Annotated in this window: 10 protein-coding genes; 8 read left to right on the top strand and 2 right to left on the bottom strand. The window is 65.9% G+C overall.

Annotation, left to right across the window (positions count from 1 at the left end):
- Positions 1 to 35: 35 nt before the first annotated feature.
- The gene (locus AC07P1_RS16660) at positions 36 to 635 is read right to left on the bottom strand and encodes an FxDxF family PEP-CTERM protein (protein WP_494696876.1); all 600 of its coding nucleotides are present in this window, start codon (positions 633 to 635) and stop codon (positions 36 to 38) included.
- Positions 636 to 1,039: 404 nt separating this feature from the next.
- Here AC07P1_RS16660 and AC07P1_RS16655 point away from each other — a divergent pair, with 404 nt between their 5' ends.
- Together AC07P1_RS16655 and AC07P1_RS16650 are read left to right on the top strand one after the other, a co-directional pair.
- The gene (locus AC07P1_RS16655) at positions 1,040 to 5,488 is read left to right on the top strand and encodes a beta strand repeat-containing protein (RefSeq protein ID WP_494696875.1); all 4,449 of its coding nucleotides are present in this window, start codon (positions 1,040 to 1,042) and stop codon (positions 5,486 to 5,488) included.
- Positions 5,489 to 5,602: 114 nt separating this feature from the next.
- Positions 5,603 to 6,082: a hypothetical protein gene (locus AC07P1_RS16650; protein ID WP_494696874.1), complete on the top strand. Its 480-nt coding sequence runs from the start codon at positions 5,603 to 5,605 to the stop codon at positions 6,080 to 6,082.
- Between the two features lie 37 nt (positions 6,083 to 6,119).
- Here the strand turns inward: AC07P1_RS16650 and AC07P1_RS16645 are convergent, their stop codons facing one another.
- On the bottom strand, positions 6,120 to 7,010 hold the full coding sequence (locus AC07P1_RS16645; RefSeq protein WP_494696873.1) for an MBL fold metallo-hydrolase: 891 nt from the start codon (positions 7,008 to 7,010) through the stop codon (positions 6,120 to 6,122).
- 162 nt (positions 7,011 to 7,172) lie between these two features.
- Here AC07P1_RS16645 and AC07P1_RS16640 point away from each other — a divergent pair, with 162 nt between their 5' ends.
- The 6 genes from AC07P1_RS16640 to AC07P1_RS16615 all read left to right on the top strand — a co-directional run.
- The gene (locus AC07P1_RS16640; RefSeq protein WP_494696872.1) at positions 7,173 to 7,550 is read left to right on the top strand and encodes a DUF2946 domain-containing protein; all 378 of its coding nucleotides are present in this window, start codon (positions 7,173 to 7,175) and stop codon (positions 7,548 to 7,550) included.
- A gap of 164 nt (positions 7,551 to 7,714) precedes the next feature.
- The gene (locus AC07P1_RS16635) at positions 7,715 to 9,847 is read left to right on the top strand and encodes a TonB-dependent receptor (RefSeq protein ID WP_494696871.1); all 2,133 of its coding nucleotides are present in this window, start codon (positions 7,715 to 7,717) and stop codon (positions 9,845 to 9,847) included.
- A 12-nt stretch (positions 9,848 to 9,859) separates the two neighbouring features.
- Entirely contained in the window at positions 9,860 to 11,353 is a 1,494-nt protein-coding gene (locus tag AC07P1_RS16630; RefSeq protein ID WP_494696870.1) for a PepSY domain-containing protein, read from the top strand.
- Between the two features lie 80 nt (positions 11,354 to 11,433).
- The gene (locus AC07P1_RS16625) at positions 11,434 to 13,656 is read left to right on the top strand and encodes a formylglycine-generating enzyme family protein (RefSeq protein ID WP_494696869.1); all 2,223 of its coding nucleotides are present in this window, start codon (positions 11,434 to 11,436) and stop codon (positions 13,654 to 13,656) included.
- A 159-nt stretch (positions 13,657 to 13,815) separates the two neighbouring features.
- Positions 13,816 to 15,213 (top strand): sigma-54 dependent transcriptional regulator, encoded by a 1,398-nt coding sequence (locus AC07P1_RS16620; protein ID WP_494696868.1) that lies wholly within the window; start codon positions 13,816 to 13,818, stop codon positions 15,211 to 15,213.
- 249 nt (positions 15,214 to 15,462) lie between these two features.
- On the top strand, positions 15,463 to 16,742 hold a 1,280-nt coding region (locus AC07P1_RS16615), incomplete at its 3' end, for a hypothetical protein (protein ID WP_494696867.1).

Raw genomic sequence — 16,742 nt, 5'->3', positions numbered from 1 at the left:
ACCGTCCCGCCAGGCTGGGGTTGTTGTCTTTTTATTTATTTTTCGCCCGCGACGGCCTTGCGGCGCCGCGCGAGAGCCCCGGTCAGACCCAGGCCGGCAAGCAGCATCGCGTAGGTCTCCGGTTCCGGCACGGCGGTGACGGCGGACGTGACGCTGAACGAGTTATTGGTCGTGTGCAATTCCCAGCCCGGATATTGCCAGGCGTCGGTGTACATGCGGATGCTCAACGGATCGGCGGCGCTCCAGGTCACGCCGCGCAGCGCCGCGTTCAGGCCGCCGAGCAGCGCGTTGTTGTCGGCGATGTCGAAGGTGACGGTCGCCTGATCGTGCGACGAGCCGGCGACGAGGAAGTTGAACACGTTCGTGGTGCCTTGGAACAGGCCGATGAACACGCCGTTGCTCGGGTCGGTGAAGCCCCAGCCCTGATCCACCAGCGTCGACGTGCTGGTCAGCGCGTAAATGGTGTTGGTGCCGCTGCCCAGCGTCACGCCGCCCATGTCGAGCACGCCGCCATTGACCCACGCGTATTGATCGGTGCCGGAATGCGACAGGGTTTGGGTGACCGCCGCGTGCGCGGGCGCCGCCAGCGAGACGGCGACGGCCAGGCCCAGTACCGCTTTTTGCAAGATGTTCATGTTTACCCCTTTGTGATGGTGCGTTTGTAGGATGGTGGCTGCGCCGAAGATGTTGTCGTGCAGCTAATGAACTATCCCATTTGGCGGTCTCGCCGGCCAGTATCGACAGGTATCTTCCACGTAACAACAACCCTCACAGGCACGTCCAGCGCATCGGCATTTCAGATCGGAAATAATTTCCCAGTTGTGACAATTGGTTAGATTGTAATCTTGCCAGAGCATTAAAATTACCCCTGGTAAAGATGCCGTGCCCGGGCGGCGCGGCCGTTTCTTCGCTTTGGGAGCAACCAACTCTCGGGCGGAAATGGCTGGCCACCGATCGTTACTTTGCGGGCAGCGCTCCAACCGAAGAATAGATTTTTCGTCCACGTCCGGAATTCCCCCTTTTTGAGAGATAGCTAAAAATGGCAGCAATCACAGGTACGACAGGCAACGATTCCCTTACCGGCAGCACCACTGCGGATCAGATATTCGGGCTGGAGGGCAACGACACCCTGCTCGGCAACGCCGGCAACGATGTGCTCGACGGTGGCGCCGGCGCCGACGCGCTCAACGGCGGGTTGGGCGTCGATACCGCGACTTATGTCAATTCAGCGGCGGCGGTGACGGTCAACCTGACGACCGGCGCGGCCTTGGGCGGCGACGCCCAGGGCGATACGCTGGTGGCGATTGAAACGGTGATCGGCTCGGCCTTCAACGACAGCCTGGGCTCGTCGACCGCCGGGCACACGCTGGCTGGCGGCGCCGGCGACGATGTGTACACGGTCGGCATCGCCACCGTGGTGGTGTTCGAGACGGCCGACAGCGGCAACGATGAGGTGCAGACCGGACTCGCCACGCTCAGCATCGCGGGCTATGGTAATGTGGAAAAACTGACCTACACCGGCACGGCGGCCTTCACCGGCACCGGCAACGCGGGCGACAACGTCATCACCGGCGGCGTCGGCAACGACGCGCTCACCGGTGGCGCCGGCAACGACGAGCTCATCGGCGGTTTGGGCAACGACACGCTCGCCGGCGGCGTGGGCGCCGACGTGCTGCGCGGCGGCGCCGGCATCGACACCGCCAGCTACGCCGACGCCGTCGGCGTGGCCGTCACGATCAACCTCAAGACCAACAACCATACCGGCATCGCCGCCGGCGACACCTTCGACGGCATCGAGGTGATACGCGGCACGAGCTACGGCGACACCTTCACCGGTGACGCCAACGGCAACAGCTTCGACGGCGGCACCGCCGGCTTCGACGGTGTCGACTATTCGAGTTCTGAGGCCGCAGTCAACGTCAACCTGAGCACCAATGTGCACTCGGGCGGCGACGCCCAGGGCGATTCCCTGGTCTCGATCGAGCTGGTGACCGGCTCGGCCTTCAACGACACGCTGGCTTCGTCGAGCGCCAGCCACATCCTGCGCGGCGGCGCCGGCGACGACCTGTATATCGTCGGCGCCGCAGGCGTGGTGCTGGGCGAGGCGGCCGGCAACGGCATTGACGAGGTGCAGACCGCGCTCGCCACGCTGAGCATCGAGAACTATGAATATATCGAGAAGCTGACTTACACCGGCACGGGCGCCTTCACCGGCACCGGCAGCGCCGCCAACAACATCATCACCGGCGGCGTCGGCAATGACTCGCTCACGGGCGGCGCCGGCAACGACGAACTCATCGGCGGTTTGGGCAACGACACGCTGGCCGGCGGCGTCGGCGACGACCTGCTCCGTGGTGGCGCCGGCATCGACACCGCCAGCTACGCCGACGCTGTCGGCGTCGCCGTCACGATCAACCTCAAGACCAAGATCCATACCGGCATCGCCGCCGGCGACACCTTCGACAGCATCGAGGTCATACGCGGCACGAGCTACAGCGACACCTTCACCGGCGACGCCAGCGCCAACAGCTTCGACGGCGGCGCCGCCGGCTTCGACGGCGTCGACTATTCGACCTCGGCGGCGGCCGTCAACATCAACCTGAGCACCAACGTGCACTCGGGCGGCGATGCCCAGGGCGATTCGCTCGTCTCGATCGAGCTGGTGACCGGCTCGGCCTTCAACGACACGCTCGCTTCGTCGAGCGCCAGCCATCTGCTGCGCGGCGGCGCCGGCGACGACATCTATGTCCTGGGCGCCACCGGCGTGGTGCTGGGGGAGGTGGCCGGCAACGGCAACGACGAGGTGCGGACCGCGCTCGCCACGCTTAGCATCGCAACCTACGACAATGTCGAAAAGCTGACCTACACCGGCACGGGGGCCTTCACCGGCACCGGCAACGCCGACGACAACATCATCACCGGCGGGGCGGGCAACGATACGCTCTTCGGCGGCGCGGGCGCGGACGAGTTCCACGGCGGCGCCGGCACCGACGTCGCCGGCTATGCCGACGCCGCCGCCGGCGTCACGATCAACGTCAAGACCGGCAGCCATGGCGGCATCGCCGCCGGCGACACCTACGACAGCATCGAGCTGATCCGGGGCTCGAACTTTGCCGACACCTTCACCGGCAAGGCCGGCGCCTACAGCTTCGACGGCGGCACCGGCGTCGACACGATCGACTATTCTACGTCGGCGGCGGCCGTCAACGTCAACCTGACGACCAACGTGGTCGCGGGCGGCGACGCCCAGGGCAATGTGCTGCTGGGGTTCGAGGCGGTGAACGGCTCGGCCCTCAACGACACCCTGGCCTCGTCGAGCGCCGGCCACGTTCTGCGCGGCGGCGCCGGCAACGACCTCTACACCGTCGGCCTCGCCACGGTCGTGGTGGCCGAGGCGGCCGGCAACGGCGTCGACGAAGTGCAGACGGCGATCGCCGCGCTCAGCATCGCCGGCTATGGCGATGTCGAGAAGCTGACCTACACCGGCACGGGCGCCTTCACCGGCACCGGCAACGCCATCGACAATATCATCACGGGGGGCGCGGGCAACGACACGCTCTACGGCGGCGCGGGCGCGGACGAGTTCCACGGCGGCGCCGGCACCGACACCGTCGGCTATGCCGATGCCACCGCCGCCGTCACGGTCGACCTCAAGACGGGCGCCCACACCGGCATCGCCGCCGGCGACACCTACGACAGCATCGAGGTGATCCGCGGCTCGAATTTCGCCGACACCTTCGCCGGCAACGCCGGCGCCAACACGTTCGACGGCGGCGCCGGCGTCGACACGATCGATTACTCGCGTTCGGCGGCGGCCGTCAGCGTCAACCTGACGACCAACGTGGTCGCCGGCGGCGATGCCCAGGGCGATATATTGACCGCGATGGAAGCGGTGACCGGCTCGGCCTTCAACGATACGCTGGCCTCGTCGACCGCCGCCCACACGCTGGCGGGCGGCGCCGGCGACGACCTCTACACGGTCGGCGTCGCCACCGTCGTCGTGACGGAGGCGGCCGGCAACGGCATCGACGAAGTGCAAACCGGGCTCGTCGCGCTCAGCATCGCGGCCTATGCCAATGTCGAGAAACTGACCTACCTCGGCACGGGCGCCTTCACCGGCACCGGCAACGCCGGCGACAATACCCTCACCGGCGGTTCGGGCAACGACAACTTGCTCGGCGGTGCGGGGGGCGACGAGTTCTTCGGCGGCGCCGGCATCGATACCGTCAGCTACACGGACGGCAACGCCATGACCTTGAACTTCGCCACCGGCGACTTCTCCGGCATCGGCCAGGGCGACCGCTTCCACGATATCGAGAAGTTCGCCGGTTCGAATTTCGGCGATATCTTCATCGAGAATGGCGACAGCCATCAGCTCGACGGCCAGTCGGGCGTCGACATGGTGAGCTACGAAACGGCGGCAGCGGGCATCACGTTCAATCTGGCCACCAAAATTCATACCGGCATCGCCGCGGACGATCTCCTGACCAACATCGAGGTCATTCAAGCGACCGGCTTCGCCGACATCCTGGTCGGCGACGCGACCGCCAATATCTTCGTCGGCGGCGCCGGTGGCGACGCGATCAGCGGCGGTTTGGGCAACGACACCGCGTGGTATTGGAAGAGTTCCGCCGCCGTCCAGATCGATCTCGCGGCGGGAACTGCCGCCGGTGGCGACGCCGCCGGCGATACGCTGACCAGCATCGAGTACCTGGTCGGCACCTCCCTCAACGACACGATCACGGGCAATGCGGCCCACAATCAACTCGATGGCGGCTATGGCGACGACACCATCCATGGCGGGGACGGGGCCGATACGATCTTCGGCGATGTGGGCAGTTCCGTCTTGCCGCTGATTGCCGCGAACGGCGGGGCGCAGGCGGATATGCTCTATGGCGGAAATGGCAATGACACGATCTCGGGTGCGGAGAACGATGCCGGGACCATTGCCTATGGCGAAGACGGGGTCGACACGATCACCGTCGTCAACGGTATCGCCGATGGCGGCCTCGGCGGTGACTTCCTCTCGGTGCGCGGGGGGCAGGCGCTGGGCGGCGAAGGCGACGACCGGATCGCCTTGTACGGCCAGGGCGTGGCACGCGGCGGCGATGGCGAGGACGGCATTACCGGCTATGGCAGCCTGTATTCCCTGTATGGCGATGGCGGGGCGGACACGCTCTTCCTCACTGGGGTCGGGGACGCTTTCGGGGGGGAAGGCGGCGATACGTATCATGTGAACTCGTCGGGTATTGTCCATATACGCGATACGGGAACGACAGGCGCCGACTATATCAAGTTGAATAACATCGCTACGTTTGCCGATCTCTTCCAGGAGCAAAGGGGCGATGATCTATATTTAACTTCCCAAGCCGACATGAACGACAACGGCGTGGGCAATTCCGGCGTCATGTTGATAGGCTGGTTCACCGGTGGGAACACCATTGAATTTATCGTTACCGCGGACGGAGCGATTCATTCGGGCGCCTGAAAAATGTAAAAGCAATGACGGGGGGGATTTGCCCTTCTTCTCCCCCGATCGCGGCATGCGGGCACGCGGTAGGATCGCATGTGGAAGTACTATGTATTGATAAAAGGACAGAAGATGACGACCATTTCCAGCACTACCGCTGCAGCTATCCAGGTGACGCCTTCACGGCGCACAGCGATCGAATCCGGTAACGAGGCCAAGGCCTTCGCCCGTGGCGAGAAGGAAGTCATGGTTTTTCGTCGCGGAGGACCACCGACAGCCGAGCAAACGGCGCAGCTCGCCAAACAGAAGGCCATTGCGGCAGAAATGACAGCCGGCTTCGCGAAGCAAGCTCTCGAAGCGGAAAAGCTGCGTCCAGGAATTACCCGGATAGACTTGCCGAACACGGCGACTATGTCGCTTGAAAATGCGAGGACGGCCCCAGGCATCACTCAAGGGCCGGTCGGCAATCGCGAGGACAAGGGTGTCAATGAAACCGCGATGCCAAGGACGACAGCGGTAGTGGCAACTGGCCCTTCGCAGGCGAATACGATCGCCGCATCGTTTTATCGCCTGATGCAAGATATGGACAGCAAAGGCGGCACCGAGGGCTAGGTACGCCCTGCCAGAAGCACCCGCCAACCACACCCGGTTAAAACTTCAGAACCTCGCCATCTTCCGGGATGCGCACGCGGTCCTGGATGCCATGTTGCTTGACATGTTCCCTCAGGTCCTTGCGGCTCAAGGTCATGTGGTTGATCGCATCCATATGCGTGGCGATGATGGTCGCGTTCGGCATGGCCTGATACGCGTGCAGCACGTCGTCCTTGCCCATGATGATGGAGCTGGCGTAGCCCACCATCCGCGCGTCGCCGGCGTTGATGATGATGACGTCGGGCTTGAACTTTTCCAGCGTCCGATCCACCTCGGAGCGCCATACGGTATCGCCCACCACATACACGGTTTTGGCGCCCGGCGCCTGGAACACGATGCCCATCGCCTCGCCGAGCATCTCCGCCACCGCCTTCTTGCCGTACATTTCATCGGTACCATGCTGGCCGCCGGTCCTGGATAAGCGCACGCCTTCGAAGGCGGTGTTCTCGCCGAGGACGCGGACGTTGGTGTAGCCCTGGCCGCGTATGAGTTTGGCGTCGGTGTCATTCTGGACGAACAGCGGAAGCGCCTTCGGGATGAACTGGTGGGCGCCGCCATCCCAGTGGTCGAGGTGAGTATGGGTGACGAGCACCGCGTCCACTCCTTTCATGAGTTCGTTCGCCGACATCGGCAGCTCGACCATCGGATTGCGCAACTGGCTGTTAAACGTCCCCGGGAAGCCGGGATAGGTGCCTTTCTTCGCCAGGAAGGGATCGACCAGGAAGGTCTTGCCCGCATAGCTGATCTTGGCGGTGGCGTTACGGATTTGCTGCACCTGGACGGTGGGCTTGGCGCTTGCCGACGCCGCGTCGGGGGCGGCGTGGACAGCCGCGCCAGCAGCGCCGAAGGTCAGTGACAGGGCGATAAGTATCTGTTTTAGTTGTCGCATTTTGCTGCTCCATGGATGTTGTGATCGGTAGCAGCATTGTGGGTGCGCGGGCTTGATTGTGAAATTGGCCCGTAAGCCAACTATCGACACTTTCGGGCCATAAGCGGGCGATGCCGGCCCCAGCCGTCAATGGAAGAGGGAACGACGGTGTAAAATAGTCAAATGTTCATCTCCCGACAACGACGACGGTACTTCGCATGGCTGCTCTGCGCATCCATGTTGATGACGGCATTGATGCCGGCGTTCTCGCGTACTTTCGCTGCGGATGGTGCGGCGAACGCCGTGCTGCTGGAAATTTGTTCGGCCATGGGCGTCACATACGCCAAATCGCCCGATGGGGAGACATCCGGCAAACAAACCGGCATGATGGACGATTGTCCCTATTGCCGGGTTCACTTCGACCTGCCTGTTCTTCCGCCCGCGCCGGCCCAGCTTCCACACTTCAAGATCACCTCGGAACGGCCCGCGCTGTTCTATCGTTCCCCGACGCCGCTGTTTTCCTGGGCCGTCGCGAATCCGCGCGGTCCGCCCGCCGCCTGATATCCGCCGACCCTGTGCGGGCCGCTTCGCCCGTCCGCGCAAACACGTTACTCCAGACCGACGCACCTGACAGCGCCGCCATATTGGCAGCCGCTGCCGCTTGACGCCGTCTGGCCGAGGTCCGCCCCATGGCGGGCTGGATATCCATTTCGCGTATCGATACCATGAACACTATTTCCCATTCGCCCGGCGCCCGTGCCGCCACTTTTTGCGCACTGGCGCTGCCACTGCTGGCCGCCAACGCCGTCTCCGCCGCGGAGGACGCCACCTTGCCCACGGTCGTCGTCTCCTCGCGCGCCGACCACGGCGGCTTGAATTCGCAGACCGCCACCGGCTCCAACCTCGATCTGAGCCGCTTCGACACGCCGGCAAGCGTCGACGCCATCACCCGCGACCAACTTGAGCGGCGCGGCGACACCAGCCTGCTGGACGCCATCACCCGCGCTCCCGGCATCAGCGCCATGCCACACCCCGGCAACGGCGGCTCCTCCGTTGCCGCGCGCGGCTTCACCGACACGCTGTCCGTGATGCGCCTGTATGACGGCATGCGCCAGTACGGCGGCGCCGGCCTCACATTCCCGTTCGACACCTGGGCCGTCGAGCGCATCGAAGTACTGCGCGGACCTGCCTCCGTCATCTACGGCGACGGCGCCATCGGCGCCGTGATCAATGTGGTGCCCAAGAAGCCAACGCGCGGCGCCATCCAGACCGAGCTGCAAGCCGCCCTGGGCACCGGGAACAGCCGCCGCTTCGCCATTGGTAGCGGCGGCGCCATCGACGACCAATGGTCGTACCGCTTCGATGCCAGCACCGACCGCTCGGACGGCTGGGTGGAGCGGGGCGAGTACAGCAACCGCGCCTTTTCGGGCGCGGTGCGCCTGGACATCTCCCCGCGCCTGAATGTGCAGCTCGGCGCGGCCAAGGGCAGGCAAAAGCCGATGAAGTACTTCGGCACGCCACTGATCGACGGCAAGCCCGATCCGGCATTGGCCGACAAGAACTACAACGTCGCCGACAGCGTGATGCGATACGACGACCGTTGGATCGACGTGCTGGTGAACTGGAGCCCGAACGACAACGTCAGCGTGCGCAGCCGCTTCTACGACATCGATAGCGACCGTCACTGGCGCGACGTCGAGGCCTATCGGTACAACCCGGCGACGCGCCTGATCGACCGCTCCGACGCCACCGAGATCTACCACCAGCAATCGCAAACGGGCAATACGACAGACGCCGCGTTCAAAGGCCGGTTGCTTGGCCTGGCCAACCAGTTTTCCGTCGGCTTCGACGTCAACTCCAGCGACTTCAGGCATACAAACAACACCTATGTCGGCAGCGCGCCGTCGGTCGATCCGTACAACCCGGTGCCGGGGGCGTTCAGCAGTCCGGTGCCGACCATCCCGCGCTACGACAGCGACGCCAAACAGTACGCGCTGTTCGCCGAGGACCGGCTGGCGCTGGACGAGCGCTGGTCGCTGCTGGCGGGCGTGCGCTACGACCATGCGACCTTGCGCCGCACCGACCTGGTCGCCAACAGGCTGGCCTACGACAAGACTTCGACCAATGTCGGATGGCGCTTGGGTGCGGTGTTCCAGGCGACGCCGTCGCTGGCGGTGTACGGCCAGTACGCCAAGGCGGCCGACCCGATCAGTTCGTTGTTCTTCCTGTCGGCGGCCAACAGCCAGTTCAAGAACGCAACCGGCCGGCAAGTCGAGGTCGGCGTCAAGCAGGCGTTCGCGCAGGGAGGCGGCGAGTGGACGCTGGCGGTCTACGACATCACCAAAAACAATCTGCTCACCCGCGACCCGGCCAACCCGGCCCGCAGCGTGCAGGTTGGCGAGCGCAGTTCGCGCGGCATCGAGGCGACGGTGACGGCGGTGCTGGCGCCGGGATGGCGCGCGGAGGCCAACGCGTCGCTGCTGCGCGCGCGATTTGAAGACTTTAGTGAGGCATCGGGCGGAAGACTGGTCTCGCGCGCGGGCAACGCGCCTCCGGATGTACCGCAACGTCTGGCCAATGTCTGGCTCAACTGGGAGTTCATGCGGGCATGGACCGCCAGCGCCGGACTGCGCTATGTCGGCGAGCGCAATGCCGACAATGCCAACACGCTCAAGCTGCCCTCGTATGCCGTCACCGACGCGTCGTTGCGCTGGACGCTATCGGCCGACACCAATCTGACGCTGCGGGTCGCCAATGTCTTTGACAAGCGCTATTTCACGACCGCGTATTACACGCCGACCCAGTGGTTCTACGGCCAGGACCGGCGCGCCGACGTCATTGTCAACCACCGATTCTGACCGGGAGGCGCGATGCGACGCTATATCTACTTGCTACATCGCTGGACCGGCATGGTCATGTGCGTGTTGATGGCGCTGTGGTTCGTCAGCGGCGTGGTGATGCTGTTCGTCGGCTATCCCAAGCTGACGCCCTGGGAACGCCTGGCCGCGCTGCCGCCCTTGTCGCAAGCGGGTTGTTGCATCGCACCGGAACAGGCGCTGGCGCAAAGCGCCGCGCCGGCGGACGTCCAGCGGCTGACGCTGACCTCGATCGGCGGCCGGCCGCACTATCTATTGCTTGAAGGGGACGGGCGATACACGCCGGTGGACGCCATCACCGGAACCATGCCCGGCCGGGCCGATAAGCGCGCCGCGATCGCGGCCGCGCGCGGTTTCAAGCCCGGGACCGCTGCCCACTACCAGGGCTTGATCGACGAAGACCGCTGGACCCACTCGCGCGCCTTGAATGCGCACCGGCCGCTGCATATCGTGGACCTCGCTGACGAGGCGTCGACGCGGGTCTATGTGTCTTCCTCGACCGGTCAGGTCGTGCTCGACGCACCGCGCGCCGAGCGCTACTGGAACTTCGTGGGCGCCTGGTTGCACTGGATGTACATGATTCGCCAGCAGCCCAGCGATCCGGTGTGGACCTGGACCCTGATCGGCCTGTCCGCCGTGGGCGTGCTGTCGGCCGTCACCGGCCTGGTGAACGGCGTGTGGCGCTGGCGATTCCGCGGCCGTTACAAAAGCGGCCAGCGCACGCCATACCGCGAGGCATACATGCGCTGGCACCATATCCTTGGCCTGGTGTTCGGCCTGGTGCTGTGCACCTGGATGTTCAGCGGATTGATGTCGATGAATCCGTTCAACATCTTCGGCGCAAAGGGCGCGCGTCCCGATGCGATCGCGATGCAAGGCGGATCGCCCGCGAACTTGCGCCCGCCGCAAACGGTGCGGCAGGTGCTGTGGCGTTTGCGGACCGCTTCCTTCGCGCCGCGCGAGCTGGAGTGGGGCGTCTTGAATGGCCATCCGTTCATCCTGGCGCGCGATGGTGTGAACGACACACGGATCGTGGACGCCGCCGGCGACGGCATGCGGATCATGACGTCCTGGCCGCTCACCCAACTTGAGGCGGCGGCGCGCCGGCTACTGCCATACCAGGTACGCTCGTTTGGCATGCTGACGAGCTACGACGCGCAGTATTTCGCGCGCGAACAGGCGTCCATGTACGGCGCCAATGAACGCCGCTTGCCGGCCCTGCGCGCGGTGTTCGACGATCCGGAAGACACCTGGGTATATCTGGATGCGCGCACCGGCCAGATTGAGCTGAGCGCCGACAAAACCCAGCGCCTCGGACGCTGGCTGTTCAACTTCCTGCACAGCTGGGATATTCCCGTGCTGTTGACGCCGGCCTGGCCGCGCGAAGCGGTCCTCATCGCCCTCAGCCTCGGCGGCTTGCTGCTGAGTATGACGGCGGCGGTCATCGCCTTGCGCCGTTTGCGTACCATCTTCAAGAATAGCGCATAGGCTTCGGGTTCCCTGGCGGGCGCAAGTAGTGGAGAATGTGGTGTCGCCCACAAACCTGTTGAATCCCGGAACCGCCAACGATGAAACCAAGCCGCCCCAACCATGTACACGCCAGATTGTTCGTTCACTGCCTCGCCGGCATCCTGCTGGCGAACGCCGGTCCGGGCGACGCCGCCGAGCCGCCCCGGATCGAGGTGCGCGGCAGCCAGATCCTCGGCCCCGACCAGCAGGATAGCGGAGAGGCGGACTGGCTGGCCCGCCTGAACAACTGGAAGCGCGACACCACCGGCCAGCACGCTCCCTGGCTGGCGGCGATGCGCGCCTGGCGCGCCGACCAGCTCGCGAAGAACGGTTACGACGACGCCCAGTACCGGCGCCCGGAACTGCGCTGGACGCAGCGCGACTTCGTGCAAACGCAGGCGATGATGGAAGACCGCTACCTGTACGACCCGGCCACCGGGCGCTACATCGTCGACCGTTTCCTCGACGATTTGAAGCAGCGCTACGGCGGCATCGACAGCGTGTTGCTATGGCCGGTATATCCGAACATCGGCATCGACGACCGCAACCAATGGGACATGCTGCGCGACCTGCCCGGCGGCGTGACGGGTGTCCGGCAAATGATCAAGGACTTCCACGCGCGCGGGGTCAAGGTGTTCTTCCCGACCATGCCCTGGGATACCGGCTCGCGCGACCCGGGCACCAGCATCCACGAGGCGACGGCGGCGCTGATGGCGGAGATCGGCGCGGACGGCATCAACGGCGACACGATGTTCGGCTTGCCGCTGGAATACCGCGCGGCCGCCGACGCCACCGGCCACGCCATGGCGCTCGAGCCCGAGCTGTTGTTCAGCGACGACCGCATGCTCGCGTACAACAATCAAAGCTGGGGTTACTGGCCGGCGTCGCCGGTGCCGCTGGTCAGCAAATGGAAATGGCTGGAGCCGCGCCATCAGGTCCACGTGTGCGACCGCTGGGCAACCGACCGCACCACCTTGCTGCAGGACGCCTTCTTCAACGGCGTCGGCGTCCAGAGCTGGGAAAACGTCTGGGGTTGGTGGAACCGGATCACGCCGCGCGACGGCGAGGCCTTGCGCCGCATCGCGACCATTTATCGGGCCTTCCCCGAGCAGCTCGTCAGCAGCGGCTGGCGGCCGCACGTGCCGACCCTGCATCACGGCGTCTACGCCAGCGAATTCCCGCTTGCCGGCAAGACGTTGTGGACGCTCATCAACCGTACCGACTGGCGCGTCGACCAGCGCGTCATGCGCGTCCCGCACGCCGAGGGCCAACGCTACTTCGACGTCTGGGATGGCAAGGAAATGAAGCCGAAGGTGGCGAACGGTTACGCCGAGCTGGGCGTGGCGCTGGAATCGCATGGCTATGGCGCCGTGCTGCGCGTCGATCCGGGTGTCGATGTGGCGGGCCTGCCGGCGACCTTGAAGACGCTCGCGAAGCAGGCCGCGCGGCCGCTGGAGTCGTATTCGAATGCCTGGACGCCGCTGCAACAGAAGATGGTGGACATCGCCGCCACGCCGGCGGCGCATGCCACGCCGCCCGGCATGGTGAAAGTGCCCGGCGCGCTGTTCGACTTCCAGGTGCACGGCGTCGAGATCGAAGGGGAGAACAAGCCCGGCCTGGATGTGCAATATCCATGGGAGCCGGTGGCGCGCCGGCACCACGTGCGCAGCGTGCCGATCAAGACCTTCTACATCGACAAGCACCTCGTGACCAACGCCCAATACAAGCAATTCCTCGACGCCAGCGGCTACCGGCCGGTGGACGCGCACAACTTCCTGCGCCACTGGATCGCCGGCGGGCCCAAGGCGGACGACGCGCAGCGCCCGGTGGTGTGGGTGTCGCTCGAGGACGTGCGCGCCTACCTGCGCTGGGCCGGCAAGCGCCTGCCCAACGAATGGGAATGGCAGTACGCCGCGCAAGGCACGGACGGGCGCCTGTATCCATGGGGCAACGAGTGGAACGCGGCGATGGTCCCGGCGCCGGAAAAGGGCCGCGCGCTGACCGCGCCGGAGGCGGTCGGGCTACGTCCGCAAGCGGCCAGCCCGTTCGGCGTGGAGGACCTGGTGGGCAATGTGTGGCAATGGACCAACGAGTTCGCCGACGAGCACACCCGCGCGGCGGTGCTGCGCGGCGGCAGCTACTACCAGCCGCAAAACTCCTATTGGTACTTCCCGCAAGCGTACAAACTCAACGAGCATGGCAAGTACCTGTTGATGGCGCCGTCGAAGGACCGTTCCGGCGCGCTGGGATTCCGTGGCGTGCGGGACGCGGCGACGCCTTGAGCGGCGCCGGCGTGCCGCCGGCACGGTAGTTTCTAAAATGCAAAAATGTAAAAAAGCTATCCATTTTCTGTTTGCAGTTAAATAATTCTAACGTCAAGTTAAGGCTTACTTCGACTAAAGTAGTGACTTGCTGTGAATCTCGTAGCAAGGTAGATAATAATGACAAAAATGCTGCTTTGTGTCGTCGCCGGCTCGCGCTTGCACGGCGAAATCGGTAACGCCCTTTCTGGTTGGGACGTGCATACGGCGATAGGCCTGCAGGAAGCCGGGCGGCAGTTGCGCCTGCGCGGTTTCAAGGTGGGTTTGCTGTTGTTCGACACCGCCGATGTCGACGTACGGCGTTTCGACGCCTTTTTGCGCCAGCATTGCGCGATGCGCTGGGTCGCCGTTTGCCACCGCGAGGCGCTCGAGCGCGGCAATTGCCGCCAACTGCTGCACGATCACTGTTTCGATTTCCACACCTGGCCGCTGGACGAGACCCGCCTGCGCCACACGCTGGGCCATGCCTATGGCGTGGCGTCGCTGGGCGCGCCGGCGGCGGCGCGCCGCCTCGGCGGCGACTGCATGTCGCTCACCGGCGACGCGCCATGCATCAACCGGCTGCGCCAGAACATCCGCCGCGTGGCAGGGGTTGGCGCGCCGGTGCTGATCTGGGGCGAGAGCGGTACCGGCAAGGAACTGGTGGCGCACGCGGTGCACCGCCATTCGGCGCGCGCCGGCGCGCCCTTCGTGCCGATCAATTGCGCCGGCTTGTCGCCGACCTTGGTGCAGTCCGAACTGTTCGGCTACGAGCGCGGCGCGTTCACCGGGGCCGCGCGCGAAAAATGCGGCCTGATCGAATCGGCCCAGGGCGGCAGCGTGTTTCTCGACGAGATAGGCGATTTGCCGATGGAAATGCAGGCGATGATGCTGCGCTTCCTGCAGGAGGGCACGCTGTACCGGGTCGGCGGCACGCAGCCGCGTGTGGTTGACGTGCGCGTCATCGCCGCCTCGCACGTCAACCTGGAGCAGGCGGTGGCGCGCGGCGCCTTCCGCCAGGATCTGTTTTTCCGTCTCAACGTGCTGATGCTGGAAGTGCCCGCGCTGCGCCATCGCAAGGAAGACTTGCCGCAGCTGGCCCAGCATTTTTTCGATCGCTACGCCGCCGAGCGCGCGCCGCAGCTGCGCGGCTACAGCCGGGCGGCGGTGGCGGCCATGCAGGCGCACGACTGGCCCGGCAACGTGCGCGAGTTGATCAACCGCGTCCGCCGCGCGCTGGTCATGGCCGAGGGCCGCCTGATCGGCGCGGCCGACCTGGGCCTGCCGGCCGGCGGCGCCGCGCCGATGGCATCCGTCGAGTTCAATGGCGCGCCGGCGTCGCCCGTGGCGTCCGCGCCGGTCCCGCGGCGCGGCGGCGCGCGCGTGGGAGTCGAACGCCACGCGATCGAGGCCGCCCTGCGCGGCGGCAAGAGCGTCACCCAGCTGGCCTTCGAGCTGGGCGTCTCGCGCATGACGCTGTACCGTCAGATGGCCAAGCACGGCATCGATGCGCAAGCCGCGCGCTGCCGGGGCAAATAGCGTCCCCCGGCTTAGCGAGCTCAAGCGTTGTGACAGTCAAATGTTACAAAAACGTCACAATGTGGCAGTCGAGCATTGTTAAAGTGGCATGAAATTGTCGTTCTTGACCGCGCCTGGCGCGGCCCTCCCTGATAAATCAAGCAGTTGCAAGCGGGCGCCCGGCATGGCACCGAGTTTGCAATAGCTTGACTGCCGGACACAAATCTCCGGGAACCGCTTCCGAAAAACTCAACAGGTGAGGTAGACAAAATGAACAAGAAGATGTTAGCCACGACCATCGCGCTACTGGTCAGCGGCCAGGCTTTTGCCCAAACAGATCCCTCCAATAATCTCACGCAATCCGGCGCGGGGGCGTTCGCCACCGATCAAGCCAAGGCGCTTCAGGACAGCAGCAGCAACCGTAACAACGATTCCAGTTCCAACCGTAACAATAACAACAACAGCGACGGCCTGGCCCGGGCGACGGCGGACGGGGCGGCGGCGGCCAACAACGGCGCCACCGCCACCTCCAACCTGAACAACGCCTTCAACAAATCGGCCGCCACCGCCGTGAGCAAGTTAAACGGCACGGTCAGCGGCAACGCCATTTCGCACATCGGCAATGTCGCCAGCAACCGCGGCAACGCCAACGGCGGCACCGCGATGGGTGGGCTGGGCGGCAGCGCCAAGGGCGGCTCCAACCTGGGCGCCAACGGCGGTGACGGCGCCGAGGCCAAAGGCGGCAACGGCGGCGACGGCGCCTGGGCCAAGGGCGGCAGCGGTGGCGAGGGCGCCACCGGCGGCTATGCCAAGAACGGTAGCGCGTCGAGCGGCGACGCGCGGGGCGGCTCTGCCATCGGCGCCGACGGCGGCAACGGAGGCGACGCCAGGGGCGCCTCCAGCGGCGACGCCGGTAACGGCGGCCGGGGCGGCGCAGGCGGCGACGGCGGCCGTGCCGCCAACGCCACGGCGGGCGCGGGCGGCGATGGCGGCAATGGCGGACGCGCAAGTGGCGGTGACGGCGGCAAAACCGGCAACGCGATCGGCGGCGACGGCGGCAGGACCGGCTACGCGGCCGGCGCATCGGGCGGCGACGGCGGCAAGACCGGCAGCGCGATCGGCGGCGACGGCGGTAAGGGCGGGGCTGGCGGTAGCGGCGGACGCGGCGGCAGCGGCGGCGGGGCCTGGGGCGGTGACGCCGTGGCCAAGCAGCAGGCTGCGGGCGGAAACGGACGCGCGGGCGGGGCCGACAGCACCAACCGGGCGGTCGGCGGCGGCGGCGAATCGGGCGGCACGCCCGCCATCAGCGGCAACCAGACGGCGACGGCGACGGCCGGCACCGGCACCGGCGGCGCCGCTTCGGCCGGCACCAACACCGCCACCAGCGGTAGCAACACCTCCGGCGCGGGCGGCGCCGGGGCGGCCGGCGGCACGGCCGGTTCGGGCGCGGCCGGCGCCAGCGCGGCCAACACCGGCGGCGCGGGCGCGGCGGGCGGTAGCAACGCCTCCGGCGCCGGCGGCGCCGGCGCGATGGCCAGTAACACCGGCGG

The organism is Duganella sp. GW821-FHT07F09 (assembly GCF_059418705.1).
The sequence above is the reverse complement of the archived record's forward strand: the minus strand, read 5'-3'. Positions and strand labels throughout refer to the sequence as shown.